The organism is Scandinavium sp. (assembly GCF_051650185.1).
Taxonomy (GTDB): Bacteria; Pseudomonadota; Gammaproteobacteria; order Enterobacterales; family Enterobacteriaceae; genus Scandinavium.
This window is the reverse complement of the sequence record NZ_JBOFIN010000134.1, coordinates 1-23,971: the sequence shown is the minus strand read 5'-3', so window position 1 is coordinate 23,971 and position 23,971 is coordinate 1. Positions and strand designations below refer to the sequence as shown.

At 53.5% G+C, this 23,971-nt stretch carries 23 protein-coding genes; 11 read left to right on the top strand and 12 right to left on the bottom strand.

Going from position 1 to position 23,971, the window contains the following annotated elements; all coding sequences use genetic code 11:
• Position 1: 1 nt before the first annotated feature.
• The 5 genes from sapF (at position 2) to pdeR (ending at position 7,279) form a co-directional block, all read left to right on the top strand.
• Positions 2-808 carry a putrescine export ABC transporter ATP-binding protein SapF gene (gene sapF / locus ACRCWW_RS18235; RefSeq protein WP_404656029.1) on the top strand — a complete coding sequence of 269 codons (807 nt, stop codon included), beginning with the start codon at positions 2-4 and terminating at the stop codon, positions 806-808.
• Between the two features lie 120 nt (positions 809-928).
• Positions 929-1,717, top strand: coding sequence for an enoyl-ACP reductase FabI (fabI, locus tag ACRCWW_RS18230; RefSeq protein ID WP_438683650.1), 789 nt, complete (start codon positions 929-931; stop codon positions 1,715-1,717).
• 147 nt (positions 1,718-1,864) lie between these two features.
• A complete protein-coding gene (locus ACRCWW_RS18225; RefSeq protein WP_438683649.1) occupies positions 1,865-2,974 on the top strand; it encodes a CMD domain-containing protein in 1,110 nt (369 codons plus the stop codon).
• An 81-nt stretch (positions 2,975-3,055) separates the two neighbouring features.
• Positions 3,056-4,993 carry an exoribonuclease II gene (locus ACRCWW_RS18220; RefSeq protein WP_438683648.1) on the top strand — a complete coding sequence of 646 codons (1,938 nt, stop codon included), beginning with the start codon at positions 3,056-3,058 and terminating at the stop codon, positions 4,991-4,993.
• A 294-nt stretch (positions 4,994-5,287) separates the two neighbouring features.
• Positions 5,288-7,279 carry a cyclic di-GMP phosphodiesterase gene (gene pdeR, locus ACRCWW_RS18215; RefSeq protein WP_438683647.1) on the top strand — a complete coding sequence of 664 codons (1,992 nt, stop codon included), beginning with the start codon at positions 5,288-5,290 and terminating at the stop codon, positions 7,277-7,279.
• Between the two features lie 48 nt (positions 7,280-7,327).
• Here the strand turns inward: pdeR and ACRCWW_RS18210 are convergent, their stop codons facing one another.
• On the bottom strand, positions 7,328-8,197 hold the full coding sequence (locus tag ACRCWW_RS18210; RefSeq protein WP_438683646.1) for a crotonase/enoyl-CoA hydratase family protein: 870 nt from the start codon (positions 8,195-8,197) through the stop codon (positions 7,328-7,330).
• A gap of 190 nt (positions 8,198-8,387) precedes the next feature.
• Between ACRCWW_RS18210 and ACRCWW_RS18205 the strand changes: the two genes are divergently transcribed.
• The 3 genes from ACRCWW_RS18205 (at position 8,388) to osmB (ending at position 9,855) form a co-directional block, all read left to right on the top strand.
• Entirely contained in the window at positions 8,388-8,570 is a 183-nt protein-coding gene (locus ACRCWW_RS18205; RefSeq protein WP_438683645.1) for a YciZ family protein, read from the top strand.
• 19 nt (positions 8,571-8,589) lie between these two features.
• On the top strand, positions 8,590-9,339 hold the full coding sequence (gene yciT, locus ACRCWW_RS18200) for a DNA-binding transcriptional regulator YciT (protein ID WP_438683644.1): 750 nt from the start codon (positions 8,590-8,592) through the stop codon (positions 9,337-9,339).
• A gap of 297 nt (positions 9,340-9,636) precedes the next feature.
• On the top strand, positions 9,637-9,855 hold the full coding sequence (osmB, locus tag ACRCWW_RS18195) for an osmotically-inducible lipoprotein OsmB (RefSeq protein ID WP_330981884.1): 219 nt from the start codon (positions 9,637-9,639) through the stop codon (positions 9,853-9,855).
• 106 nt (positions 9,856-9,961) lie between these two features.
• Here osmB and yciH read toward each other — a convergent pair whose 3' ends face one another.
• From yciH to pgpB, 5 genes are all read right to left on the bottom strand, one after another.
• A complete protein-coding gene (gene yciH / locus ACRCWW_RS18190; RefSeq protein WP_438683643.1) occupies positions 9,962-10,288 on the bottom strand; it encodes a stress response translation initiation inhibitor YciH in 327 nt (108 codons plus the stop codon).
• On the bottom strand, positions 10,288-11,013 hold the full coding sequence (pyrF, locus tag ACRCWW_RS18185) for an orotidine-5'-phosphate decarboxylase (RefSeq protein ID WP_404656462.1): 726 nt from the start codon (positions 11,011-11,013) through the stop codon (positions 10,288-10,290). The genes yciH and pyrF overlap by 1 nt, the downstream gene beginning before the upstream one ends.
• A 196-nt stretch (positions 11,014-11,209) precedes the next feature.
• Positions 11,210-12,379 (bottom strand): lipopolysaccharide assembly protein LapB, encoded by a 1,170-nt coding sequence (gene lapB / locus ACRCWW_RS18180; protein WP_438683642.1) that lies wholly within the window; start codon positions 12,377-12,379, stop codon positions 11,210-11,212.
• Between the two features lie 6 nt (positions 12,380-12,385).
• Positions 12,386-12,694 carry a LapA family protein gene (locus ACRCWW_RS18175; RefSeq protein WP_404656013.1) on the bottom strand — a complete coding sequence of 103 codons (309 nt, stop codon included), beginning with the start codon at positions 12,692-12,694 and terminating at the stop codon, positions 12,386-12,388.
• A 151-nt stretch (positions 12,695-12,845) separates the two neighbouring features.
• Positions 12,846-13,610 (bottom strand): phosphatidylglycerophosphatase B, encoded by a 765-nt coding sequence (gene pgpB, locus ACRCWW_RS18170; protein ID WP_438683641.1) that lies wholly within the window; start codon positions 13,608-13,610, stop codon positions 12,846-12,848.
• Between the two features lie 179 nt (positions 13,611-13,789).
• Between pgpB and ribA the strand changes: the two genes are divergently transcribed.
• The 3 genes from ribA (at position 13,790) to trpS (ending at position 16,368) form a co-directional block, all read left to right on the top strand.
• Positions 13,790-14,380 carry a GTP cyclohydrolase II gene (gene ribA, locus ACRCWW_RS18165; protein WP_438683640.1) on the top strand — a complete coding sequence of 197 codons (591 nt, stop codon included), beginning with the start codon at positions 13,790-13,792 and terminating at the stop codon, positions 14,378-14,380.
• A 245-nt stretch (positions 14,381-14,625) separates the two neighbouring features.
• Positions 14,626-15,135 carry an NlpC/P60 family protein gene (locus tag ACRCWW_RS18160; protein WP_438683639.1) on the top strand — a complete coding sequence of 170 codons (510 nt, stop codon included), beginning with the start codon at positions 14,626-14,628 and terminating at the stop codon, positions 15,133-15,135.
• A gap of 213 nt (positions 15,136-15,348) precedes the next feature.
• Entirely contained in the window at positions 15,349-16,368 is a 1,020-nt protein-coding gene (gene trpS, locus ACRCWW_RS18155) for a tryptophan--tRNA ligase (RefSeq protein ID WP_438683638.1), read from the top strand.
• Between the two features lie 92 nt (positions 16,369-16,460).
• Here the strand turns inward: trpS and acnA are convergent, their stop codons facing one another.
• The 6 genes from acnA to topA all read right to left on the bottom strand — a co-directional run bounded on the left by acnA (position 16,461) and on the right by topA (position 23,948).
• Positions 16,461-19,136 (bottom strand): aconitate hydratase AcnA, encoded by a 2,676-nt coding sequence (acnA, locus tag ACRCWW_RS18150; protein WP_438683637.1) that lies wholly within the window; start codon positions 19,134-19,136, stop codon positions 16,461-16,463.
• A gap of 170 nt (positions 19,137-19,306) precedes the next feature.
• Positions 19,307-19,405 carry a small membrane protein YmiC gene (gene ymiC, locus ACRCWW_RS18145; RefSeq protein WP_438683636.1) on the bottom strand — a complete coding sequence of 33 codons (99 nt, stop codon included), beginning with the start codon at positions 19,403-19,405 and terminating at the stop codon, positions 19,307-19,309.
• A gap of 125 nt (positions 19,406-19,530) precedes the next feature.
• Positions 19,531-19,698, bottom strand: coding sequence for a hypothetical protein (locus ACRCWW_RS18140; RefSeq protein WP_438683635.1), 168 nt, complete (start codon positions 19,696-19,698; stop codon positions 19,531-19,533).
• 2 nt (positions 19,699-19,700) lie between these two features.
• On the bottom strand, positions 19,701-19,841 hold the full coding sequence (locus ACRCWW_RS18135) for a YmiA family putative membrane protein (RefSeq protein ID WP_438683634.1): 141 nt from the start codon (positions 19,839-19,841) through the stop codon (positions 19,701-19,703).
• Between the two features lie 345 nt (positions 19,842-20,186).
• Positions 20,187-21,161: an HTH-type transcriptional regulator CysB gene (gene cysB / locus ACRCWW_RS18130; RefSeq protein ID WP_154157846.1), complete on the bottom strand. Its 975-nt coding sequence runs from the start codon at positions 21,159-21,161 to the stop codon at positions 20,187-20,189.
• Between the two features lie 183 nt (positions 21,162-21,344).
• Positions 21,345-23,948 carry a type I DNA topoisomerase gene (gene topA, locus ACRCWW_RS18125; RefSeq protein WP_438683633.1) on the bottom strand — a complete coding sequence of 868 codons (2,604 nt, stop codon included), beginning with the start codon at positions 23,946-23,948 and terminating at the stop codon, positions 21,345-21,347.
• Positions 23,949-23,971: the final 23 nt, after the last annotated feature.

Genomic DNA, 23,971 nt, shown 5'->3' with positions numbered 1-23,971 from the left:
GATGGTTGAGACCCTGCTCGAAGTTCGCAATCTGAGTAAAACGTTCCGCTACCGGACGGGGCTGTTTCACCGCCAGACGGTGGAAGCCGTTAAGCCGCTCAGCTTTACCCTGCGTGAGAAACAGACGCTGGCGATCATTGGCGAGAACGGCTCCGGCAAATCAACGCTGGCAAAAATGCTGGCGGGCATGGTGGAACCCACCACCGGCGAACTGCTGATTGACGACCATCCGCTGGAGTTTGGTGACTACTCGTTTCGCAGCCAGCGCATTCGCATGATTTTTCAGGACCCGTCCACCTCGTTGAATCCGCGTCAGCGTATCTCGCAGATCCTCGATTTCCCGCTGCGTTTGAACACCGATTTAGAACCTGAAGCCCGCAGGAAGCAGATTATCGACACGCTGCGGCTGGTTGGTCTACTGCCGGATCACGTCAGCTATTACCCGCATATGCTCGCGCCTGGGCAGAAACAGCGTTTGGGTCTGGCTCGTGCGCTGATCCTGCGCCCGAAAGTGATTATCTGTGATGAAGCGCTGGCCTCGCTGGATATGTCGATGCGCTCTCAGCTGATTAACCTGATGCTGGAATTGCAGGAAAAACAAGGCATTTCGTATATCTACGTAACGCAGCACCTGGGAATGATGAAACACATCAGCGACCAGGTGTTAGTGATGCATCAGGGCGAAGTGGTTGAACGTGGCAGCACCGCCGATGTTCTCGCCTCCCCGCTTCATGATCTGACCAAACGCCTGATTGCCGGGCATTTTGGTGAAGCGCTGACCGCGGATGCGTGGCGAAAAGACCGATAAAAATAGCCCCAAGTGGTCGGATTAACTCTCCCGCGAGTCTGTGCTAGAATCGCGACGTTTAACGACGGCCTGCCTATAATTGATGCAGCCGCTACAACAATGACATAAGGATTAAAAGCTATGGGTTTTCTTTCCGGTAAGCGCATTCTGGTGACTGGCGTTGCCAGCAAACTGTCCATCGCCTACGGTATCGCTCAGGCAATGCACCGCGAAGGCGCTGAGCTGGCCTTCACCTACCAGAACGACAAGCTGAAAGGCCGTGTTGAAGAGTTTGCCGCGCAGCTGGGTTCCAGTATTGTTCTGGAATGTGACGTTGCTCAGGACGAAAGCATCGATAGCCTGTTCGTGGAACTGGGTAAAGTGTGGCCGAAATTTGACGGCTTCGTGCACTCCATCGGTTTCGCACCAGGCGATCAGCTGGACGGCGACTACGTTAACGCCGTAACCCGTGAAGGTTTCAAAATCGCTCACGACATCAGCTCTTACAGCTTCGTGGCGATGGCCAAAGCTTGCCGTTCCATGCTGAACCCAGGTTCTGCGCTGCTGACTCTGTCCTATCTGGGCGCTGAGCGTGCTATCCCTAACTACAACGTAATGGGTCTGGCAAAAGCTTCTCTGGAAGCTAACGTGCGCTACATGGCGAACGCGATGGGTCCAGAAGGCGTGCGTGTTAACGGTATCTCTGCTGGCCCAATCCGTACTCTGGCGGCTTCCGGCATCAAAGATTTCCGTAAGATGCTGGCGCACTGTGAAGCGGTTACCCCGATTCGCCGTACCGTCACTATCGAAGACGTGGGCAACAGCGCAGCGTTCCTGTGTTCTGACCTGTCTGCCGGTATCTCCGGTGAAGTCGTTCACGTTGACGGTGGTTTCAGCATCGCCGCGATGAACGAGCTGGAACTGAAATAAGTTCTGCTACCGCCCTGCGCTCGCGGGGCGGTTTTTCCTTCGTTATTCCACTCTGTTATTTGTTATCACGCATCAATCTTTTTCCCCGCCCTCGCCTTACGTCAGGATAGTCAGTCATAAACGATACGACGCCCTGAAGGAATCCCCATGGAGCAACGCCGCGTTTACGGCAAAAGCCAGTGGTACCATGAAACACAAGCGAGAAACCAGGCTGCGGATGTGCTGCCTCTGGTGCCTGAAGCGGCCCATGTCGCCGATCGATTTCTGCTGGATTTGACGCTGCCAGAGCAAGTCAGTGACGAGTGTCAGCCATGGTTACACCTCTCTTCAAAGATAGCCGTCCACCTGTTTCCCAATGACGTCACCGTGACCCGCCTGAACACCTTCAGCGCCTACGACCGTTTGAGTACCGCCCTGACGGTGGCTCAGGTCTTTGGCGTGCAGCGGCTGTGCAACCACTATGCCGCGCGTCTGGCACCGCTGCCGGGCCCGGACTCTTCACGCGAAAGTAATCACCGCCTGGCGCAAATCACACAGTATGCTCGCCAGTTAGCAGGCTCTCCTTCCGTCATTTGTTCTGCGTCACGCCAGCAGCTTGATGCCGTGGGCCTTAGCGTGCCTGATATTGTGCTGATGGCACAGATTGTTGGCTTTGTCGGCTATCAGGCGCGAGTGATGGCAGCAGGCCAGGCATTGCTAGGCCTTCCGGTTCGTTGGCTACCGGGAATGCCCGTTCAGGACGAGGCTCCTGCTTCTCTGTTTGAAACTCAAACGCAAGACTGGAAATCCGATCTCGCCGCCATTGAAAACCATAACTTCAGCAACCTTCAGTTGAATGCGCTCCTGCCTTTGTTAGCGTGGGATAACCTGTTGCTGAAGCTGGAAATTGATCTTCTTGATGCCCTGAATGCGGAGCCGGATTACACCACGCTGGTCGCCGTGCTGAATGCCAGAATCAACGGCAGCGCCAGTTGCTTCTGGCAGCACGCGCAGGATGAATCATTGTTGCTGGCTATTCAGGAGGGAGAAAACGCATTGCAGACGTGGGGCCAGAATAACCCCGCCGCGCTCGCCGTGATCCAGGCCGTTCAGCTGTTAACCAAAGCGCCAGACCGTTTTAGCGCCGCGCAGTTTACCCCTTTGATCGATAACAATCGCTCTCCGGCACAGGCTTTTACGCTGCTTGCCCTGAGCGGGATAAATGGCTGGCTAAATCGGCTAAAAATCGGCCTTGGCGAGGCGTTACCTGTTACGTAAAAGCCTTAAAGACCGCTTGCTGCAACAGGGATATTCGCGTAAAACTGTCAGCCGCTCTTTTGGCCACGAAAATACATAATTATGTTTCAGGACAACCCGCTGCTTGCGCAGCTAAAACAGCAACTTCATTCCCAGACTCCCCGCGCTGAAGGCGTGGTGAAAGGCACGGAAAAAGGCTTTGGCTTTTTAGAAGTCGATGCCCAGAAAAGCTATTTCATTCCGCCGCCGCAGATGAAAAAAGTGATGCATGGTGACCGCATTATTGCCACCATCCATAGCGACAAAGGCAAAGAAAGTGCTGAACCAGAAGAGCTGGTTGAGCCTTTCCTGACGCGCTTTGTCGGCCGGGTACAGAAAAAAGATGACCGCCTCTCCATCGTGCCCGATCATCCCCTGCTGAAAGATGCCATCCAGTGCCGCCCTGTGCGCGACCTGGAACACGATTTTAAAGACGGCGACTGGGCTGTTGCAGAGATGCGCCGTCATCCGCTGAAAGGCGATCGCAGTTTTTATGCTGAACTGACCCAATTCATCACCTTTGGCGACGATCACTTCGTGCCATGGTGGGTCACGCTTGCTCGCCATAACCTGGAAAAAGTGGCGCCGGAAGGCACCGCCACTGAAATGCAGGATGAAGGTCTCGAGCGCCGCGATTTGACCGGGCTGGACTTTGTCACCATCGACAGCGCCAGCACCGAAGATATGGACGATGCGCTGTATGCGGAAGTGGCTGCCAACGGCAAGCTGCATCTCACCGTCGCTATCGCCGATCCGACTGCGTGGATTGCTGAAGGCAGTAAACTGGATAACGCGGCGAAAATTCGTGCGTTCACCAACTATCTGCCGGGCTTCAATATCCCGATGCTGCCGCGCGAACTCTCTGACGATTTGTGTTCACTGCGTGCCAATGAAGTGCGTCCGGTCCTTGCCTGCCGCATGATTATCGCGGCAGATGGCACCATCGAAGACGACAATGAATTCTTCGCCGCCACCATCGAATCGAAAGCCAAACTGGCCTATGACGATGTGTCTGACTGGCTGGAAGGCAACGGTAGCTGGCAGCCGCAAAGTGAAGCTATTGCCAACCAGATTAAGCTGCTGGAGCGTATTTGTGCGCTGCGCGGCGAATGGCGCCACAACCACGCGCTGGTGTTCAAAGACCGCCCTGACTACCGCTTCGTGCTGGGTGAGAAAGGCGAAGTGCTGGATATCATCGCTGAACCGCGCCGCATTGCGAACCGCATCGTGGAAGAATCCATGATCGCTGCCAACATCTGCGCGGCTCGCGTGCTTCGCGATAAGCTCGGCTTCGGGATCTACAACGTTCACACCGGCTTCGATTCCGCGAAGACCGAACAGCTGGCTGAGCTGATGAAGAGCCATGATGTTCACGTCGATCCGCAGGAAGTGCTGACGCTGGAAGGCTTCTGTAAGCTGCGCCGTGAGCTCGACGCAATGCCAACGGGCTTCCTCGATAGCCGTATTCGCCGCTTCCAGTCGTTTGCAGAAATCAGCATTGAACCGGGCCCGCATTTCGGTCTTGGCCTTGAAGCCTACGCCACCTGGACTTCGCCAATCCGTAAATACGGCGACATGGTGAACCATCGTCTGCTGAAAGCGATCATTAAGGGCGAAACCCCGGCGCGTCCGCAGGATGAATCCACCGTGCAAATGGCTGAGCGTCGCCGTCTGAACCGCATGGCTGAGCGTGATGTGGCGGACTGGCTGTACGCCCGCTTCCTGAACGACAAAGCCGGAACCGACACTCGCTTTGCGGCTGAAATCATTGATATCAGCCGTGGCGGGATGCGTGTTCGTCTGGTCGACAATGGCGCAGTGGCGTTTATTCCCGCGCCATTCCTGCATGCCGTTCGCGATGAAATGGTTTGCAGCCAGGAAAACGGCACCGTGCAAATCAAAGGTGAAACCGTTTATAAAGTGACCGAGGTTATCGATGTAACGATTGCTGAAGTCCGTATGGAAACTCGCAGCATCATCGCGCGACCTTTCCAGGCATAACCCTGAAGGGCGGCTAATCATTCCCGGCCGCCCTTTACTCCCTTCTGAATGCGATAGTTAGCACAATTTTTTTCCTCTTTTCCCCCACATTCCATCAAAAGCGATCACAATGAAGTGGTGTATCGGATTGCATATCAATAAGCTGCCTGGTCGGTGCTCTTTTTTCAGGTCCGTGAACTAGTATACGACGACAAGCTAATACACTATGTTGAGCTCTTATATCCTGTGGATGACCTGGCTGTAACGATTATTACAATGATTCCGTGACGCGCTTAAGTTGGTTTGGGAGAAAACATGGCAGAGGAACTGGAGCTTAACCTGTTGTTTCGGTATCTGGGTACGACCAGTCCGTACTGGCGCTTATCGGGTGACAGCAATGCGCTACACCTGTCTGCCAGTGAGGAAACCGACACCCGTCAGGTTGTTGCTCTGAGCGCAGAACAGGCAGACAGCATCCGCGAGATGACGGTGATCACCTCCAGCCTTACCCTGAGCCTCAATCTTTACGGCAATGCCGTTCCTGTCCATCTGGTGGGCCGCAAAATCAATAAATCACAATGGGCAGGCAGCGCGTCTTGCTGGGACGACACCGGCTCTGTTGCCCGCGACCTGGTGCAGGGCCTCTCTTTCGCTGAGCAGGTCGTTTCTGAAGCCAACTCCGTAATCGTTATTCTCGATCGTCACGGCAATATTCAGCGCTTCAATCGTTTGAGCGAAGAATATACCGGGATGAAAGAGCAGGAAGTCATCGGCCAAAACGTTTTTAAGCTCTTTATGAGCCCGGCCGAGGCGGCAGCCTCCCGGCGTAACATCAGTGGCTTCTTCAAAAATGGCAGCTCGTATGAAGTGGAGCGCTGGGTCAAAACACGCAAAGGCCAACGCCTGTTTTTATTTCGCAATAAATTCGTTCACAGCGGCAGCGGTAAAAATGAAATCTTCCTGATTTGTTCAGGCACGGACATCACCGAAGAGCGCCGCGCCCAGGAGCGCCTGCGCGTTCTGGCGAATACCGACACCATCACCGGCCTGCCGAACCGCAATGCTATTAATGACATGATCACCGAAGCAATAAATACGCGCGGTGAGCACCAGATCGGCATTGTCTATCTCGACCTCGATAACTTTAAAAAAGTTAACGACGCTTACGGCCATATGTTTGGTGACCAGCTCCTGCAGTCTGTTGCTCTGTCAATTTTAAGCTGTCTGGAAGAGGGTCAGACGCTCGCCCGCCTTGGCGGAGATGAGTTTATCGTGCTGGCGACCAACACATCTCAGGGCGGCCTTGAAGCGATGGCTTCACGCATACTTAATCGCCTGCGCGATCCTTTCCGCATCGGGCTTATCGAAGTGTATACCGGCTGCTCTTTGGGCATTTCACTCGCGCCGCAGCATGGCAACGACCGTGAAAGCCTGATTCGTAACGCCGATACGGCGATGTATACCGCGAAAGAAGGCGGTCGGGGCAAGTTCTGCGTTTTCTCCCCGGAGATGAACCAGCGCGTTTTCGAATATTTGTGGCTGGATACCAACCTGCGAAAAGCGCTCGATAATAACCAACTGGTTATCCACTATCAGCCGAAGATCACCTGGCGCGGCGAAGTTCGCAGCCTGGAAGCGCTGGTACGCTGGGAGTCGCCGGAACGTGGGCTGATCCCTCCCGGCGAGTTCATTTCTTACGCCGAAGAGTCCGGGCTGATTGTGCCGCTGGGGCGTTGGGTCATGCTGGATGTGGTGCGTCAGGTGGCTCTCTGGCGCGATAAGGGCATTAATCTGCGCGTGGCGGTTAACATCTCCGCTCGCCAGTTAGCGGATCAGACTATTTTCAGCGATTTGAAACAGGCTTTGCGTGACCTGAATTTCGAATACTGCCCGATTGACGTTGAGCTGACGGAAAGCTGCCTGATTGAAAACGAAGAGCAGGCGCAGTCGGTTATCCAGCAGTTCAGCGCTCTGGGCGCGCAGGTCCATCTGGATGACTTCGGCACCGGATATTCTTCCTTATCGCAGCTGGCCCGCTTTCCTATCGATGCCATTAAATTAGATCAGGTTTTCGTGCGTGATGTGCATAAACACTCTGTTGCACAGTCGCTGGTTCGCGCCATTGTGGCGGTTGCTCAGGCGCTGAATTTGCAGGTCATTGCGGAAGGTGTGGAGAGCGCCAAAGAAGATGCGTTTCTGACCAAAAACGGCGTTAACGAACGGCAGGGTTTTCTGTTTGCGAAACCGATGCCTGTCGCAGCACTTGAGCGCTGGCTGAAGCGGCGTCAAACGCGTAACCAGCGTTAATCCCCAAAACAGGGGCAATCAATGCCCCCTTTCAGACTAACCTGTTCACTAACTGGCTTTACGCAACGCGGCTTGCGTGTGGCGATTTTGCAACAGGACCAGACGCTCCATGTAGGCAATGTCTTTCTCTTGCAGACAGAACGCCGCGTCGACCCAGTCTTCCGTGATATCCATCAATTCGCTTCGGGGCAAGGTCAACACACGCTGGCGCGCGCGTAACATGGCTCTGACGCCATTCAGTTTAGGCAACAGCGTGTCAATAAACGTTCTCGTCGAGACATAGCTGCTCCCGGGTTCAAACAGCACGTCCACCAGGCCTCGCTGCTCGTGCCATTCCGCAGTATGAGCTTCCCCCCGGTAAATCAGTTGCTCGGCCAGTTTCATGCCTGAACGACGGCTCACCAGGGAGTAACCGCCCATGCCGGGAAACAGATTGAAGGCGATTTCAGGAAATCCCATCCGGGCATCGCGCTGGGCAAGAACGAAATGGTGCGCCAGCGCCGCTTCAAACCCGCCACCCAATGCGCTTCCTTCTATCATCGCAATGCTGATAGCGCCGGTATCAAAAGCGCGGGATGCCGCATGCACACAGTCAACACAGGCGCGGGCATAGGAGCGAAGCGCCTCTCGCCGCCCGTGACGAATGCATTCCACGAAGAAACGCAAATCGCCTCCGGTGTTGTAGATCCCCGACACCAGTGAGCCAGTGACCCAAAAATCGACCTCAAACCCCTGCTGTTTAACCAGCCACGAAAGGTTCATGATTTCTTCAATCAGCATATGATTGAAGCAGGGTCGCGGCTGGGCTCGCAACATCATCCAGACGGTACGACGCTCCTCCTCATAGTAGGCAGAGAGCTGGGTGAATCGTTCAGTATTGGTAAACCATTTACAGCCAGGCTGATTAATCACGGTCATCATCTATTCCTCATAGAAAAAAGCGCGTTGCGCGCTTCTTCAGACTAATCCAGGCCATTTGGAGCAGGAATGCGGTGGTAGTAATTTATAATTTAATGTTATGTGTTTTACCGCCAATACATTTTCCGCTTCTCTTTTACCGCCATTTTTTGCATCATTGATTTTTATTACTTTTCTTTCAGGATTGCCTATGTCCAACCTTGATGCGCGCCAGTTAGCTCAACGTATTGATACCGTACTGGATATTCTGGTAGCGGGAGATAACCACTCCGCGATTAAGAATCTGGAAATACTGAAAGCGGAATTATTGGCCCAGCCGTCCGGCGAGCAAGAGTCCCCTTCTGCCCAGCCGAAATCCCCATGGGAAATTTGAGAACAGCCACGATCTTGATATGAACACCAGACAACAATCTATTTTACAAATGGTGATCGACAAAGGCCGCATGAGCGTTGCCGATCTTTCCCGGATGACCGGGGTTTCAGAAGTGACCATTCGTCAGGATCTGAATCTGCTTGAGAAGCAGAGCTATCTGCGTCGTACTCACGGCTTTGCCGTCCCGCTGGACAGCGAAGATGTCGAAACGCGTATGATGAACAACTTTTCGCTTAAGCGTGTGCTTGCTGCTTTTGCCGCGAAGCTCGTGAGCCCGGGCGAAACGGTGTTTATCGAAAACGGCAGCAGCAACGCGCTTTTGGCTCGTGCGCTGGCAGAACAGCCAGGTATCACCATTATCACGGTGAGCAGTTACATCGCGCATTTGCTAAAAGAAACGCCAGGGGAAGTGATTCTGCTGGGTGGCATCTACCAGAAGAAAAGTGAGAGTATGGTTGGGCCACTCACCCGCCAGTACATTCAGCAGGTGCATTTCAGCAAAGCGTTTATCGGTGTGGATGGCTGGCAGCAGGAAACCGGCTTTACTGGCCGCGATATGATGCGTGCTGATGTGGTGAGTGCCGTGCTCGATAAGGGCTGTGAATCCATCGTCCTGAGCGACAGCTCCAAGTTCGGGGCCATTCATCCTTACCCGCTTGGCCCTTCCAGTAAATTTAACCGGGTCATCACCGACGACGGGCTGTCTGCCGTACAGCAGCGTCAGTTAGAGATGGCGGGTCTAACGGTAGACATTATTCCACGCTCCTGAGTTCTGACCCTCGCCTGCGAGGGTTTTTCATTTAGGGCGTATGGCAGTTTTATCTGTTTCATTTCACAACATTCTGTCATATCTCAGACTGTTCCTACCCGCCAATTAAGAGTTTTTAACCTCCCGGTTCTCTCCCCAGGACGTAAAATTAATGTTAGCGATATAACAGGAAGTGACTATCACTTGCGTGATTTAAGTAACACCTGCGCAACATGCTCCATGAACGCTTACGTTATGGCAGTGGTTATCACTGAGGGTAAGACGTTTTCGTGGATGAATTATTCAGGAGAAAACTTTATGACTTCAATGAGCAAAAAAATGACTGCGGCTGTTCTGGCCGTGACCCTGGCCATGTCTCTGAGCGCATGTTCTAACTGGTCTAAACGAGATCGTAATACCGCTATTGGTGCCGGTGCCGGTGCTCTTGGTGGTGCGGTACTGACTGACGGCAGCACCCTGGGTACGCTGGGTGGTGCAGCAGTGGGTGGTATTATCGGCCACCAGGTAGGCAAATAATCCCCTTCGCGGGAAATAATAAAGATAACGATATTCAGGTCTGACTTACGCACCAAACATTCGTTCCGGTAAAACAAGGGCCACGCATTGCGTAGCCCTTGTTATTTTAACCGCCCGCCAGTTTGACTTTCATTCCTTTGGCTTCCAGCAGAGATTTAATCAGGTCACGCTTATCACCCTGAATCTCAATAATGCCGTCTTTCACTGAACCGCCGCAGCCACATTTTTTCTTTAACTCAGCGGCGATTTTGATCAGCTCTGCGTCGTCTGCATCGATGCCGGTAACCAGGCAAACGCCCTTCCCTTTACGGCCGCTCGTCTGGCGCTGAATACGCACAATTCCGTCCCCTTTTGGGCGTTCTGGTGCGGTTTTCTCTTCGGCAATACGCCCACTGTCGGTGGAATACACCAGACGGCTGTTACTGTCGTTCATCAGGCCTCCTTCACAAGCGATGCATTAATCTGACGCAGGGTCAGGGCAGGATCTTCCGATTGCGTCACTGGGCGACCAATAACCATATAGTCTACGCCAGCGGCCTGTGCCTGCTCCGGCGTCATGATACGGCGCTGGTCACCGGCTTCGCTACCTGCCGGGCGAATACCCGGGGTGACGAGTTTAAAGGCCTGCCCTAATTCCTGCTTGAAACGCACCGCTTCCTGCGCGGAACACACCACGCCGTCTAAACCACAACGTTGCGTCAGGGCTGCGAGTTTCGCCGCATGATCTGCGGGAGAAAGCGTGATGCCCAAATCCTGTAAATCGCTGGCTTCCATGCTGGTCAGCACAGTCACCGCAATCAGCAATGGCGCATCTTTACCAAAAGGTAACAGCGCTTCGCGTGCCGCTGTCATCATGCGTGCGCCGCCAGAAGCATGGACGTTCACCATCCACACGCCAAGGTCTGCGGCTGCAGCGACAGCATGTGCCGTCGTATTGGGAATATCGTGAAATTTCAGGTCGAGGAAGATGTCGAAGCCGCGCTGTTGCAGATCACGGACGAACTGTGGTCCAAACAGGGTAAACATCTCTTTCCCGACTTTAAGACGGCAATCGCGTGGGTCGATTCTGTCGACAAAGGCCAGCGCCTTGTCGCGATTGGCGTAATCAAGGGCAACAACAACGGGAGAGGATGTAACAATACGGGATTCAGACGTCATGACCAGACCTTCTTGTTGATGGGCCGCAACCGGCGAAAAAACGGTAAACGGCGTGCATTCTACCTGCGAAGTGGCGAAATTGACAGGCTGCAATCACGGCAGAACTTCCCTGCCTGACAAAGGCTTGCACGATGCCAAATTCAGCTCTTCCTGTAATTAATAAGTATGTTGTAACTAATAAGGGCGTTTTTAAAAATTACTGGCCGTCTAAGCCGCGGATAGGTTTTACAGTGGACCAGGCACGACAGGATGGGCAGTGCCAATAGAGGGTGTAAGCCGTGAAGCCGCATTTCTGACAGCGATAGCGGGGTTTGCTGCGTACCTGCTCGCCAACCATGTCACGAAGCACCATCAGGCTCTCTTTCGCGCGCCCTTCTTCCGCTTCATTCAGGTGATAATCCATCAGCTTGTGGAACACGCGCATGGTGGGATGGCGTTGCAACTGGCGGGTTACGTACGTTTGAGCCGTATCTGCGCCTTCACGCTGTTCCATGATTTGCGCCAGCATCAGCTCCGCCGTGGCGCCGGTATTTTCTTCCACCGCACGCCGCAGGAAATGTTCCCACTCAGCGTCTTTGCCCAACTGTTGATAGCAGGTTTGCAGCATTTCGAGCGTTTCGCTGACGAGCTCTCTGTCCTGGTCGATAACGCGCTGGAGGGATTCTACGGCTTTGGCGTAATCGCCTTTTGCCATCCACACCCGCCCCATCATGATGGAGATGCGTGCGCTGTTGCGGTCTGCGGCGGCGCCTTTTTTCAGTAACGTCATGGCTTTTTCCATGTCGTCATTGCCCATTTGCTGCAAGGCCAGCTCGCACCAGAAGTGTGCGATTTCAGGACGGTGCTTTTCTTTGCCCAGTTTCACCAGACGTTCAGCGGTGTCGATGGCCTTTTGCCAGTCGCTGGTGGCCTGATAGATTTGCAGCAGCTGTTGCAGTGCGCTGATACGAAAATCCGTTTCGTCGACCAGTTGGCTGAACATATCTTCCGCGCGATCGTACAGGCCTGCGGCCATATAATCGCGGCCCAACTGCTGCACGGCCAACAAACGCTGATCGTAGGTTAATGAAGCACTTTCCATCAGCGTCTGGTGAATACGAATGGCACGGTCTACTTCACCACGAGAGCGGAAAAGGTTACCGAGAGTCAGGTGAGCTTCAACGGTGCCGGTGTCCTCTTTCAGCATGTCGAGGAACAGGTCTACGGCTTTGTCTTGCTGATTGCTCAGCAGGAAGTTAACGCCCGCGACGTAATCGCGGGACAGACGGTTAGCATCGTCCTGTTTGGACTGTTGTGCACTTCTGCGGCCCATGTACCAGCCATACGCGGCGGCGACAGGCAAAAGCAGAAACAACAACTCCAGCATAGAGAATTATTCCTTCACCGCCGGAACGGCCGGCGCAGTCGGGACAGGGGTCGCCGGGGCAATTTGTTGCTCAAGACGTTTGATTTTGCGTTCTGCACGCAGCAATGAAACGCGGGTACGCAGCCAGAACAGACCACACACCAGCCAGCCAATAGCAAAACCTGCAGCAAAAAGAACCGCTAACAGCGTAGAGATACGAAACTCGCCCTGCGCCAGCAGATAGTTGAACGTCACCTGTTGATCGTTTTGCGCGCCCAGGGTGACCGAGATGACGAAAATCGCCAGCACCAATAAGAAAATGAGTAAATATTTCACATGACTTCCCGTTATGTGGTTTATGTGAATAAAGACTGTTCAATCTGCTGCATCCAGCCTTATAAAGTACCATCTTCGCCGCAAAGGCGAAACTGGCAAGCGTGCCGCACAGGGTCGATTTATGGGCGAAAGTCTGCAAAATCAACCGCAGCTACTCTTCGGACTCGCGCTTTCGGATTTCCCTTGCCTCTTCTGCCGGCGGCGTCAGTGGCCCACAGAATTTTTGTGCAAGCCAGGTCGCGAACGTCACTAACAGCCCGGAGATCAGTGTTGCCACCACTAAATCACGTGGCCAGTGCATCCCCAACAGCAGTCGACTGCCCATGACGGCTATCGCCCACACCAGTAGCACAGCGATGGTTATCGTTCTGCGGCGAGGCCATAACAAACCAACGGCCAACAACGCCCAGCTCGCAGCAAACATGGTATGGCCCGACGGGAAGGCGAAGCCCGTTTCCACCTGCCAGTGATGGCGCAAAAACTCAGGTAAATCATTTCGGTTTTCAAGCTGCTGCTGCACCAGTTGCGCACGCTGATGGCGTTTTAAAGTGTAGAACGCCTCCACCGGCATCTGCTGCGTTTTTTCAAGCCAGATAACGTAAGGACGCGGCTCCTGCACTCGCTCTTTAATCCAGGACTTCACGCCCTGCCCGATCAAAATAGCCCCGGCAAGAATAAGAAACAGCACCAGGGCGGCCCGAAGGCGAAAACGCAGGCACCACAACAACCAGGCGCAAAGAATGACGTGAGTAATAATGCCCCAGGGTTGAGTCACGGTTTCCGTCACCCAGTAGAGCGCTTTTAGCCACCAGCTGTTATTGCCTGGCTGCCAGTGCCAGCCGGAAATCCATACTGCGACGGGCATCACAAGCAAAAGCGCCGTGCCGACGGCCGTGCGTTTGGCGATTGAGAGCATCACATCTCCTTTTTCCTTAAACATCACAATCATAACTGAAAATCGTCACATCGGTGAAGGATGCCGAATTGTGCGCTTAAACAGCAGATAGCTGTCAGCTATTAGGTGAAGCTTGCGCGTTGTGGCAAAATGAGCGCAAACAGAAGGCACTTGCATGCCGATATAATCTGGAGAATCACATGCAGCTTAAACGTGTGGCAGAAGCCAAACTGCCAACCCCCTGGGGCGATTTCCTGATGGTGGGTTTTGAAGAACTGGCAACCGGTCAGGATCATGTCGCGCTGGTGTTCGGCGATATCGCAGGTCAAACCCCTGTGCTGGCTCGTGTTCACTCTGAATGCCTGACGGGCGATGCACTGTTCAGCCTGCGCTGTGACTGTGGTTTCCAGCTTGAAGCGGCGCTGACCCACATTGCGGAAGAGGGCCGTGGCGTGCTGCTTTATCATCGCCAGGAAGGTCGCAATATTGGTCTGCTGAATAAAATCCGCGCTTATGCGTTGCAGGATCAAGGCTATGACACCGTTGAAGCAAACCATCAGTTAGGTTTTGCTGCTGACGAACGAGACTTCACCCTCTGCGCCGACATGTTCAAACTGCTGGGCGTGGATGAAGTTCGCCTGCTGACCAACAACCCGAAGAAGGTTCAGATCTTGTCTGAAGCGGGGATCAACATCGTTGAGCGCGTGCCGCTCATCGTTGGCCGCAACCCGAAAAACGCACATTATCTTGATACCAAAGCCGCTAAGATGGGCCATCTTCTCGGTAACTGATGTTCCGGCGGTATCTCAGGTACCGCCCGTTTTTGTCATGATTTCGTTATCTTCACTTTGGCTTCCCTCGCCTCATGTTTTCCCTTCGTTAAACGCAAGTGTTGTGCAGGTTACAGCGCCAGGAATTAGCACCAAACTTGTCCCTTTATTGCCCTGAGTAAAAAACAGACAGTTGGTATGATCTTCTCACGTCTTACAGGTCGTTGCTTATGGATCCTTTTTCCTGATTGTGTCGTGATTTCGTTATGTCTTTTTCAACTACGCTGACTTCTGCTGTTTTGATTTTTATTCTGGCCTTTGCTGCTTCATCGGTTCATGCCCTGAATTTGCCAACCAAAATGACCACCCTCAACCAGTCCACTGCCGGGCAGGTTTCTTCGCGTCAGGGTTCCGGCCTGAAAACCGCCCTGCTGCGCCAGTATGCTCAGTGGCAAGGCACACCCTACAATCTTGGCGGCAACACCCGGCGCGGTATCGACTGTTCAGCTTTAGTGCAGAAGATCTTTTCTCAGCACATCGCCCTGCCGCGTACCACGCATCAGCAAAAAGCAAAAAGCATGAAGGTGAGTAAACATGAACTCCGCGTTGGCGATCTGGTTTTTTTCAAATCGTCACCACGTGTTCCACACGTCGGCGTTTACATCGGTGATAAACAGTTCATCCATGCTTCGCAGAAGGTCGGCGTCACCATTTCCCGACTCGACAATCCCTACTGGGCACCACGTTATGAAACGGCGCGCCGCATCGTTCATTAAAACGTTGAAGTGTTGTTTATTGTCGGGCTGGCAGTTTTAGCGTACTTTTAGGGAATGAACAGCGAATCCGTAATCGTCTCTCACCTCTCCCTTCGTTGGTGGCAGCCTTAAACCAGGCAGCCTGATTTCCCCTATTCTTTTTTATCTCAGGCCGCCGGAAGGCGTCCTTTCTGTCTACAGAACCGCTCTCCGGCTGCAATAAAGGAGCTTCTGATGACACAGCAAACTGAACATTCTCACCTGATCCTCACCGGCGATCGCCCGACAGGCCAGCTGCATCTCGGGCATTATGTCGGCTCACTGCGCCAGCGTGTTGAGTTACAGACCCAGCATCCGCAATACATTCTGATTGCCGATTTGCAGGGGCTGACCGACAACGGCTCACAGCCGGAAAAAATCACCCGTAACGTGCTGGAAGTGATGGCTGATTACCTGGCCGTCGGCATTGATCCTCAGCTTTCAACGATTTGCCTGCAGTCCGCTCTGCCTGCCCTGGCCGAACTCACGATGCTGTATATGAATATCGTGACGGTCTCTCGCGTTGAGCGTAATCCCACGGTGAAAAACGAAATCCAGCAAAAGGGATTTTCTCGTTCGCTGCCTGCGGGCTTTCTGGTTTACCCGATAAGCCAGGCGGCAGATATCACCGCTTTCGGGGCCGACCTTGTGCCTGTGGGCGATGACCAGTTGCCGATGATCGAGCAAACCAATGAAATCGTACACAAGATGAATAGCCTGCTTCCGCAGCCTGTCTTACGCCACTGTAAAGCGCTGCTCAGCCCGGTCAGCCGTCTGCCGGGCATTGACGGCAATGCCAAAATGTCGAAATCGCTGGGCAACACGCTGACGCTGTCTGCCAGTGAAGAGGAAATTCATAAAGCCGTGGGCGCTATGTACACCGACCCAGGCCATCTGCGGGTCAGTGATCCAGGGCAAATTGAGGGCAATGTGGTGTTCACTTATCTGGATGCCTTCCACCCTGACAGCAGTAAAGTCGCCGCCATGAAAGCTCATTATCAGCAAGGCGGGCTCGGTGACAGACAATGTAAGAATGAGCTGGAAACCTGCCTGCAGGAGTTGCTGGCCCCTGTTCGTCAGCGTCGTGCTGAGCTGATAGTCGATAAAGAGATGTTGATGACGCTGCTAAAAGCAGGCAGTGAGAAAGCACATGAGAAAACGCAGCAAACGCTGGTTGCGGTGAAACGTGGGCTGGGTTTGCCGGTGATGTTCTGAGAAAAAGGCCGGGTGGCGACTGACGCCTTACCCGGCCAGCAAAGTGGTTGTGTAAGCCGGATAAGCGCCAGCGCCATCCGGCTTTTCACGATTTAATGCAGCATATTGCGGATCACATAGTGCAGGATCCCGTCGTTCTGGTAGTAGGTCAACTCCGTCGCCGTATCGATACGGCAGCGACAGTCAATGACCTCTTTTTTCCCGTCAGCACGCGTCAGGGTGACCGGAACCGTAGCACCTGGCTTGAGGTTTTGCAGGTCGGCAATGTCAATCTGCTCTTCCCCGGTCAGCGCCAGAGTCTTGCGGGTAACGCCCTGTGGAAATTCCAGCGGCAAAATCCCCATTCCGATTAAGTTAGAACGGTGAATACGTTCAAAAGACTCGGAGATCACCACCCGCACGCCCAGCAGACGTGGGCCTTTCGCTGCCCAGTCACGGCTGGAGCCAGAACCATACTCTTTCCCGGCAATGACCGCCAACGGAGTGCCCTGCTCCTTGTAACGCATCGCGGCATCGTAAATTGAGATAACTTCTGACCCCGGCAGATGGCGCGTCATGCCGCCTTCCACGCCCGGCACCATCTCATTACGAATGCGGATATTGGCAAAAGTACCGCGCATCATCACTTCGTGGTTGCCGCGCCGTGACCCATAGGAGTTGAAATCCCGCCGTTCGACGCCGTGATTTTGCAGATAGCGCCCTGCCGGACTGTCCGGTTTGATGCTGCCCGCGGGTGAAATGTGGTCCGTGGTGACCGAATCACCCAGCATGGCGAGTATTCTCGCCCCGTGAATGTCTTCCACCGGATCAGGTTGTACGCCCATTTCATCGAAGAATGGCGACAAACGGATATAGGTAGAATCATGCTGCCAGCCATAGGTATCCGAACGTTCGACCTTGATTTCTTTCCACTCCGGCGTGCCTTCAAAGACCTCGGCATACTCTTTGTGGAACATTTCAGTCGAGACTTCTTCCACCGCCCGGGCAATTTCCGCACCGCTCGGCCAGATGTCTTTCAGGTAAACCGGGTCGCCTTTTTGGTCATGCCCCAGCGGATCGCTCATCAGGTTAATATTCATGTTGCCCGCCAGCGCATAGGCCACCACCAGCGGCGGTGAAGCCAGCCAGTTGGTTTTGACCAGCGGATGAATACGCCCTTCGAAATTTCGGTTGCCTGAAAGCACGGCGCCGACAGTCAGGTCGCCTTTTTTAATCGCGGTTTCAATCGGGTCCGGTAGCGGGCCGGAGTTACCGATACAAGTGGTGCAGCCATAACCCACCAGGTTGAAACCCAGCTCGTCCAGATACGGGGTCAATTTGGCGTGAGCCAGATAGTCTGAAACGACTTTCGATCCCGGTGCCAGCGAGGCTTTAACCCATGGCTGACGTTGCAACCCAAGCTTAACGGCTTTCTTCGCCAGCAGCCCTGCTGCCATCAGCACGCTTGGGTTTGACGTGTTGGTACAGGAGGTGATTGCAGCAATAACCACCGCGCCATCGGGCAACTGATATTGATGCCCGTTCAGGGTATAGTCCACCGGCTGGCGGTCTTTTTGCGCGGTGTTGAGTTCCAGCTCCGAGCTTTGCGCAAACGCCCTGGGCACATCGCCCAGAGCGACTCTGTCCTGCGGGCGTTTCGGGCCAGCGAGGCTTGCCTCAACACCACCCATATCCAGTTCCAGCGTGCTGGTAAAGACAGGTTCATCCCCGGTATTACGCCACATGCCCTGCGCTTTGGCATAGGCTTCCACCAGTTCAATCTGCTCTTCGCTGCGGCCGCTCAGACGCATATAGTCCAGCGTCACGCCGTCAATCGGGAAGAAGCCGCAGGTCGCCCCATATTCCGGAGACATGTTGGCAATCGTCGCGCGGTCAGCCAGCGGCAAAGAGTCCAGCCCATCACCGTAGAATTCAACAAATTTACCGACCACACCGTGCTTACGCAGCATTTGCGTGACGGTTAACACCAGGTCGGTGGCGGTGATGCCTTCACGTAATTTTCCGGTCAGCTTGAAGCCGACAACATCAGGGATCAGCATGGAAACAGGCTGGCCGAGCATGGCGGCCTCGGCTTCAATCCCGCCCACGCCCCAGCCCAGCACGCCCAGTCCATTGATCATCGTGGTGTGGGAATCAGTGCCGACCAGCGTATCCGGGTACGCCACCCATTCACCGTTTTGCTCTTCGCTCCAGACGGCTTTGCCGAGGTATTCAAGGTTCACCTGATGGCAAATGCCGGTGCCTGGTGGCACAACGCTGAAGCGACTGAAAGCCTGTTGGCCCCAGCGCAGGAATACGTAGCGCTCGTGGTTACGCTCCATTTCGAGGCGCACGTTTTCACCGAATGCGTCATCATCGCCGAAGTGATCGACGGTCACAGAATGGTCAATGACCAGGTCTACGGGGGAAAGTGGATTGACTTTAGCGGTATCGCCGCCGAGACGTTTAACCGCCTCTCGCATCGCCGCCAAATCGACGACAGCGGGAACACCGGTAAAATCCTGCATCAAAACACGGGCGGGACGATAGGCAATTTCACGGTCAGCATGGGCGTTTTTGAGCCAGCCCGCCAGAGCGTGAATATCTTCTTCGGTGACGGAATCACCGTCCTGCCAGCGCAGCAGGTTTTCAAGCAGGACCTTCAGTGATTTTGGCAGGCGGGTAATATCACCGAGGGTTTTGGCGGCCAGCGGCAGGCTATAGTAATGGTACGTTTTTGCTTTGGCCTGCAGCGTATCCTTACTGGCTTCTCGTAGGGTTGACGACATAGCTCCTCCTTAATGACAGGGATTGCGAAGCCCTGACTCTCCTCAGGGTCTGTCTTTAAAGATAACACACGATCTACGTAACGTTTTGATAACAACCCGAAATGCTAAATGCTGAAGAAACTTTACCTGCGGAAATGAAAAACCCGATGCAAGCATCGGGTTTTAGAAGATTAGTTGGTCAACATCCAGACCAGCTGACACCAGAACACGATTGAGAGTGAAAAGGCCCCCATCCATGACCAGTATTTCATGCTACGGTTTGTATTCATTATTAAATACCCATAGTTATTCATTTTTAATGCCTTTTCAGGCAATGGCGTTATTGCTGTGGTGTATTTATTAACGAGTACAGAAAAATAACAGCAAAAGAGTAAAGCGACTTCAGGTGGAATAATTAGCGTTTTTTATCTTCGTCGTCGGCAAAGGAATCAATAAAAGCCTGTTGCTGAGACGTCAGTTTCCAGCTCTGTGGAACGGTCACTGGCCCTTTTTTACGCGTCTGTGGTTTGTCATTTGACTGACACACTGGCTTGACTGATACACCCTGACCAGAAACGACCATTTTTAACCCCAATATTTCCAGATGAGCAGGGCAACAACGACCCAAAACACAGCGGAGCCCAGGAAAACCGCGAACCAGGCTTTGCGCTTCAGCTCAGCATCCCGCTGCGGTTCTTCACGTCCTGATGGCATTGCTAACCTCATACAATCGGTACCACTTATCGTTATTGCACCAACCAATCGGCACAAGTAATCGTCATTGAGATAAATCCTAATTAAAAAGTAAGCAAAAATCCAGCGATTTTACGAATCGACCGTATGTGAATCTTGAATCTTTGACGGAAAATAAATATTGAGTCACAGAAATTTGCGTAGCGGCAAAATAGTTTCTACTTTGTTACCGTTTGACACTGCATTATCCGGTTTTCGATTTTTTAGAAAAGGATGACAGAGAGGGATGAAATGCAACTGAGGGCGATTTTAATTCACGTTAAGTGATCTGTTTCACGATATCCCCGTGGCCGGGGATATCAATAATGACTGAGGGGATTATTTCTCAGGTAATTTAATATCTTTGAACATCGCTTCAATATCTTCATTCGAGCGTAAAGCGACCGCCGTATCCACCACATCACGGGTCAAGTGCGGCGCGAAGCGTTGAATAAAATCATACATATAACTGCGCAGGAAGGTGCTGCGGCGGAAACCAATTTTGGTGGTGCTGTGGCTGAAAATGTCTTTGGCTTCGAGCTTCACCAGGTCCGGATCAGAAACAGGATCAACAGCCATGCTGGCTATCACCCCTACTCCCAGCCCCAACCGAACGTAGGTTTTGATCACATCTGCATCTGTCGCGGTAAAGACAATGCGCGGCGTTAGTCCTGCACGGTTAAACGCAGTATCGAGTTCGGAACGCCCGGTAAAACCGAAGGTGTAGGTGACCAGCGGGTACTGCGCCAGTTCTTCGATAGTCACCGACCCTTTCCCGGCCAGCGGGTGATCTGGTGTGACCACAATCGAACGGTTCCAGTGATAACAAGGCAACATGACCAGGTCGTCGTAGAGATGCAGCGCTTCGGTCGCAATCGCAAAATCAGCATTGCCTTTTGAGACCGCCTCAGCAATCTGCGTTGGCGAACCCTGGTGCATATGCAGTGACACACGAGGATAACGCTCGATAAAGCCTTTAATCACACCAGGAAGCGCATACCGCGCCTGAGTGTGCGTTGTGGCGACATACAGCGAACCTTTGTCTGGCCAGGTGTGTTCACCTGCCACTGACTTAATGGCTTCGACTTTTGACAGCACTTCACGCGCAATCCGGATGATCTCCTGCCCGGCTGGCGTCACCTGGGTCAGATGCTTCCCGCTGCGAGCGAAGATTTGAATGCCCAGTTCGTCCTCAAGCATACGAACTTGTTTACTGATGCCCGGCTGCGAGGTGTAAAGCCCTTCGGCGGTCGAGGAGACGTTAAGGTTATGGTTCACAACCTCAACGATATAACGGAGTTGCTGTAGTTTCATGACCGGTATCCGCATGCGTAAAGGCGGTGATGCCTAATACGATTTGACAATAAGAAAGTGGTTAACTATAACCACTATATCATTTATGCCGGATGTGTATAGATGTGAATAAAAAATAATAACGCAGGAATAAAAAGGGCCGCAATGCGGCCCTTAGCGGTGTTTTCTGGCTCTCAGGCGAGATTATTTCTTCGCCACTTCCTGCCATTTTCCGTCGATAAAGAAGGCAGACCAGCCGCTGGCTTTGCCGTCTTCTTTTTCGGAAGCCACGTACTGCTGCTTCGTTTTACGGCTGAAACGCACCATGGTTTTGTTGCCCTGTGGATCTTCCTGCGGCGCATCTGCCAGATAACGCAGTTTTTCCGGCAGACGATCGCGGAAGCGGAACAGCTCTTCCACCAGCGGCGCACGAGTTTCACGCGATTTCGGGAAGGTGTTCGCGGCAAGGAAGACACCCGCAGCACCATCACGCAGAACGAAGTACGCGTCAGACTTTTCACAAGGCAGTTCTGGCAGCGGAACCGGATCTTCTTTCGGCGGAGCCACTTCACCGTTACGCAGGATCTTACGAGTGTTTTTGCAGTCGTCGTTGGTACACGCCATGTACTTACCGAAGCGCCCCATTTTCAGGTGCATTTCAGAACCACATTTCTCACACTCAACGATTGGACCGTCGTAACCCTTAATGCGGAACTCACCCTCTTCGATTTCGTAGCCATCGCAGGTCGGGTTGTTACCACAGACGTGCAGTTTACGCTTCGGATCGATCAGGTAGCTGTCCATCGCCGTGCCGCATTTCGCGCAACGACGTTTGGCACGCAGCGCGTTGGTCTCAGCGTCATCGCCTTCCAGCACGTTCAGCACTTCGTTTTCCGGCACCAGGTTGATGGTGGTTTTGCAGCGCTCTTTCGGTGGCAGCGCATAACCAGAACATCCCAGGAACACGCCGGTGCTGGCCGTACGAATCCCCATCTTGCGTCCGCAGGTTGGGCAATCGATGCTGGTCAGGATCATCGAGTTCGGCTTCATGCCGCCCTCTTCAGGATCTTTTTCCGCGGCTTCAAGATGACGGGTGAAATCACCGAAGAAGTCGTTAAGAACCTGTTTCCACTCAGCCTGATGGTTGGCGACCTGGTCAAGGCTGCTTTCCATCTGCGCGGTGAAGTCATAGTTCATCAGCTCGCGGAAGTTTTCTTCCAGACGGTCGGTAACAATCTCACCCATCTTCTCAGCGTAGAAACGGCGGTTTTCAACGCGCACATAACCACGATCCTGAATCGTCGAGATAATTGACGCATAGGTCGACGGACGGCCAATACCGCGTTTTTCGAGTTCTTTCACCAGCGAGGCTTCGCTGAAACGTGCTGGCGGTTTGGTGAAGTGTTGCGCAGGCAGCAACTCAACCAGAGACAGGGCATCGCCTTTCTGTACTGGCGGCAGCGTTCTGTCTTCATCACCTTTACGCAGCGCAGGCATCACTTTCGTCCAGCCGTCGAAACGCAGCGTACGACCACGGGCTTTCAGTTTGAAGTCACCTGCGCCAACGGTCAGCGTGGTGGAATCATACTGCGCCGGTGTCATCTGACAGGCCACAAACTGACGCCAGATAAGCTGATACAGCTTCTGCGCGTCGGCTTCCATGTCCTTCAGCGATTCAGCAAGAACGGCAACGTCGGAAGGACGAATTGCTTCGTGCGCTTCCTGCGAGTTCTCTTTGCTGGCGTACTGATTCGGGTTTTCCGGCAGGTATTTCTTGCCAAAATTATCACCGATATAGCCGCGAACCATGTTCACCGCGTCCTGGCTCAGGTTGGTGGAGTCAGTACGCATATAGGTGATGTGACCCGCTTCATACAGTCGCTGGGCCATCATCATGGTTTTTTTCACGCCGTAACCGAGACGTGTGCTTGCCGCCTGCTGCAACGTAGAGGTAATGAAGGGCGCGCCCGGCTTGCTGCTGGTCGGCTTATCTTCACGCTCAAGCACGCTGTAACGCGCTTTCTCAAGCAGACTCACCGCCGACATGGTCTCTTCGCGAGTTACCGGACGGAAAGGTTTGTCGTGGTGATGGCTCACTTCAAGCGGCAGTGCTTCACCCGCAGGCGTGGTGGTATTGGCGTCAATTTCCCAGAATTCTTCCGGAACAAACGCTTTAATCTCACGCTCGCGTTCCACAACCAGACGCACAGCTACTGACTGTACGCGGCCTGCGGAAAGGCCACGGGCAATTTTCTTCCACAGCAGCGGAGAGACCATGTAACCCACAACGCGGTCAACGAAACGACGCGCCTGCTGAGCGTTCACACGGTCAATATTCAGTTCGCCCGGCGTGTCAAACGCCTGACGAATCGCATTCTTGGTAATTTCGTTAAACACCACGCGGCTATAGCGTGAGTAATCACCGCCGATCACTTCCCGCAGGTGCCATGCGATGGCTTCCCCTTCGCGGTCAAGGTCGGTTGCGAGATAGATGTGGTCGGCTTTTTCGGCCAACTGTTTGAGCTCTGAAACGACCTTTTCTTTCCCCGGGAGCACTTCGTACTGCGCTTCCCAGTCATGCCATGGATCAACGCCCATGCGATTTACCAGCGCACCGCGTTCATCCTTTTTCGGCTTTTTCGCCGTTTTGGTGGAGGCAGAGTCAGCGCTCTTTTTGGTTGCTGAGCCACTTGTCGGCAAATCGCGGATATGACCGACGCTGGATTTCACCACGTAGTCATTACCCAGATACTTATTGATCGTTTTGGCTTTTGCCGGGGACTCAACGATAACGAGAGCTTTACCCATATTCACCTTTACCTAATTTGATT

Coding starts and splice junctions, on each gene's coding strand:
- sapF (WP_404656029.1), top strand. CDS start 2: ATGGTTGAGACCCTGCTCGAAGTTCGCAATCTGAGTAAAACGTTCCGC.
- fabI (WP_438683650.1), top strand. CDS start 929: ATGGGTTTTCTTTCCGGTAAGCGCATTCTGGTGACTGGCGTTGCCAGC.
- ACRCWW_RS18225 (WP_438683649.1), top strand. CDS start 1,865: ATGGAGCAACGCCGCGTTTACGGCAAAAGCCAGTGGTACCATGAAACA.
- ACRCWW_RS18220 (WP_438683648.1), top strand. CDS start 3,056: ATGTTTCAGGACAACCCGCTGCTTGCGCAGCTAAAACAGCAACTTCAT.
- pdeR (WP_438683647.1), top strand. CDS start 5,288: ATGGCAGAGGAACTGGAGCTTAACCTGTTGTTTCGGTATCTGGGTACG.
- ACRCWW_RS18210 (WP_438683646.1), bottom strand. CDS start 8,197: ATGACCGTGATTAATCAGCCTGGCTGTAAATGGTTTACCAATACTGAA.
- ACRCWW_RS18205 (WP_438683645.1), top strand. CDS start 8,388: ATGTCCAACCTTGATGCGCGCCAGTTAGCTCAACGTATTGATACCGTA.
- yciT (WP_438683644.1), top strand. CDS start 8,590: ATGAACACCAGACAACAATCTATTTTACAAATGGTGATCGACAAAGGC.
- osmB (WP_330981884.1), top strand. CDS start 9,637: ATGACTTCAATGAGCAAAAAAATGACTGCGGCTGTTCTGGCCGTGACC.
- yciH (WP_438683643.1), bottom strand. CDS start 10,288: ATGAACGACAGTAACAGCCGTCTGGTGTATTCCACCGACAGTGGGCGT.
- pyrF (WP_404656462.1), bottom strand. CDS start 11,013: ATGACGTCTGAATCCCGTATTGTTACATCCTCTCCCGTTGTTGTTGCC.
- lapB (WP_438683642.1), bottom strand. CDS start 12,379: ATGCTGGAGTTGTTGTTTCTGCTTTTGCCTGTCGCCGCCGCGTATGGC.
- pgpB (WP_438683641.1), bottom strand. CDS start 13,610: ATGCTCTCAATCGCCAAACGCACGGCCGTCGGCACGGCGCTTTTGCTT.
- ribA (WP_438683640.1), top strand. CDS start 13,790: ATGCAGCTTAAACGTGTGGCAGAAGCCAAACTGCCAACCCCCTGGGGC.
- ACRCWW_RS18160 (WP_438683639.1), top strand. CDS start 14,626: ATGTCTTTTTCAACTACGCTGACTTCTGCTGTTTTGATTTTTATTCTG.
- trpS (WP_438683638.1), top strand. CDS start 15,349: ATGACACAGCAAACTGAACATTCTCACCTGATCCTCACCGGCGATCGC.
- acnA (WP_438683637.1), bottom strand. CDS start 19,136: ATGTCGTCAACCCTACGAGAAGCCAGTAAGGATACGCTGCAGGCCAAA.
- ymiC (WP_438683636.1), bottom strand. CDS start 19,405: ATGAATACAAACCGTAGCATGAAATACTGGTCATGGATGGGGGCCTTT.
- ACRCWW_RS18140 (WP_438683635.1), bottom strand. CDS start 19,698: ATGGTCGTTTCTGGTCAGGGTGTATCAGTCAAGCCAGTGTGTCAGTCA.
- ACRCWW_RS18135 (WP_438683634.1), bottom strand. CDS start 19,841: ATGAGGTTAGCAATGCCATCAGGACGTGAAGAACCGCAGCGGGATGCT.
- cysB (WP_154157846.1), bottom strand. CDS start 21,161: ATGAAACTACAGCAACTCCGTTATATCGTTGAGGTTGTGAACCATAAC.
- topA (WP_438683633.1), bottom strand. CDS start 23,948: ATGGGTAAAGCTCTCGTTATCGTTGAGTCCCCGGCAAAAGCCAAAACG.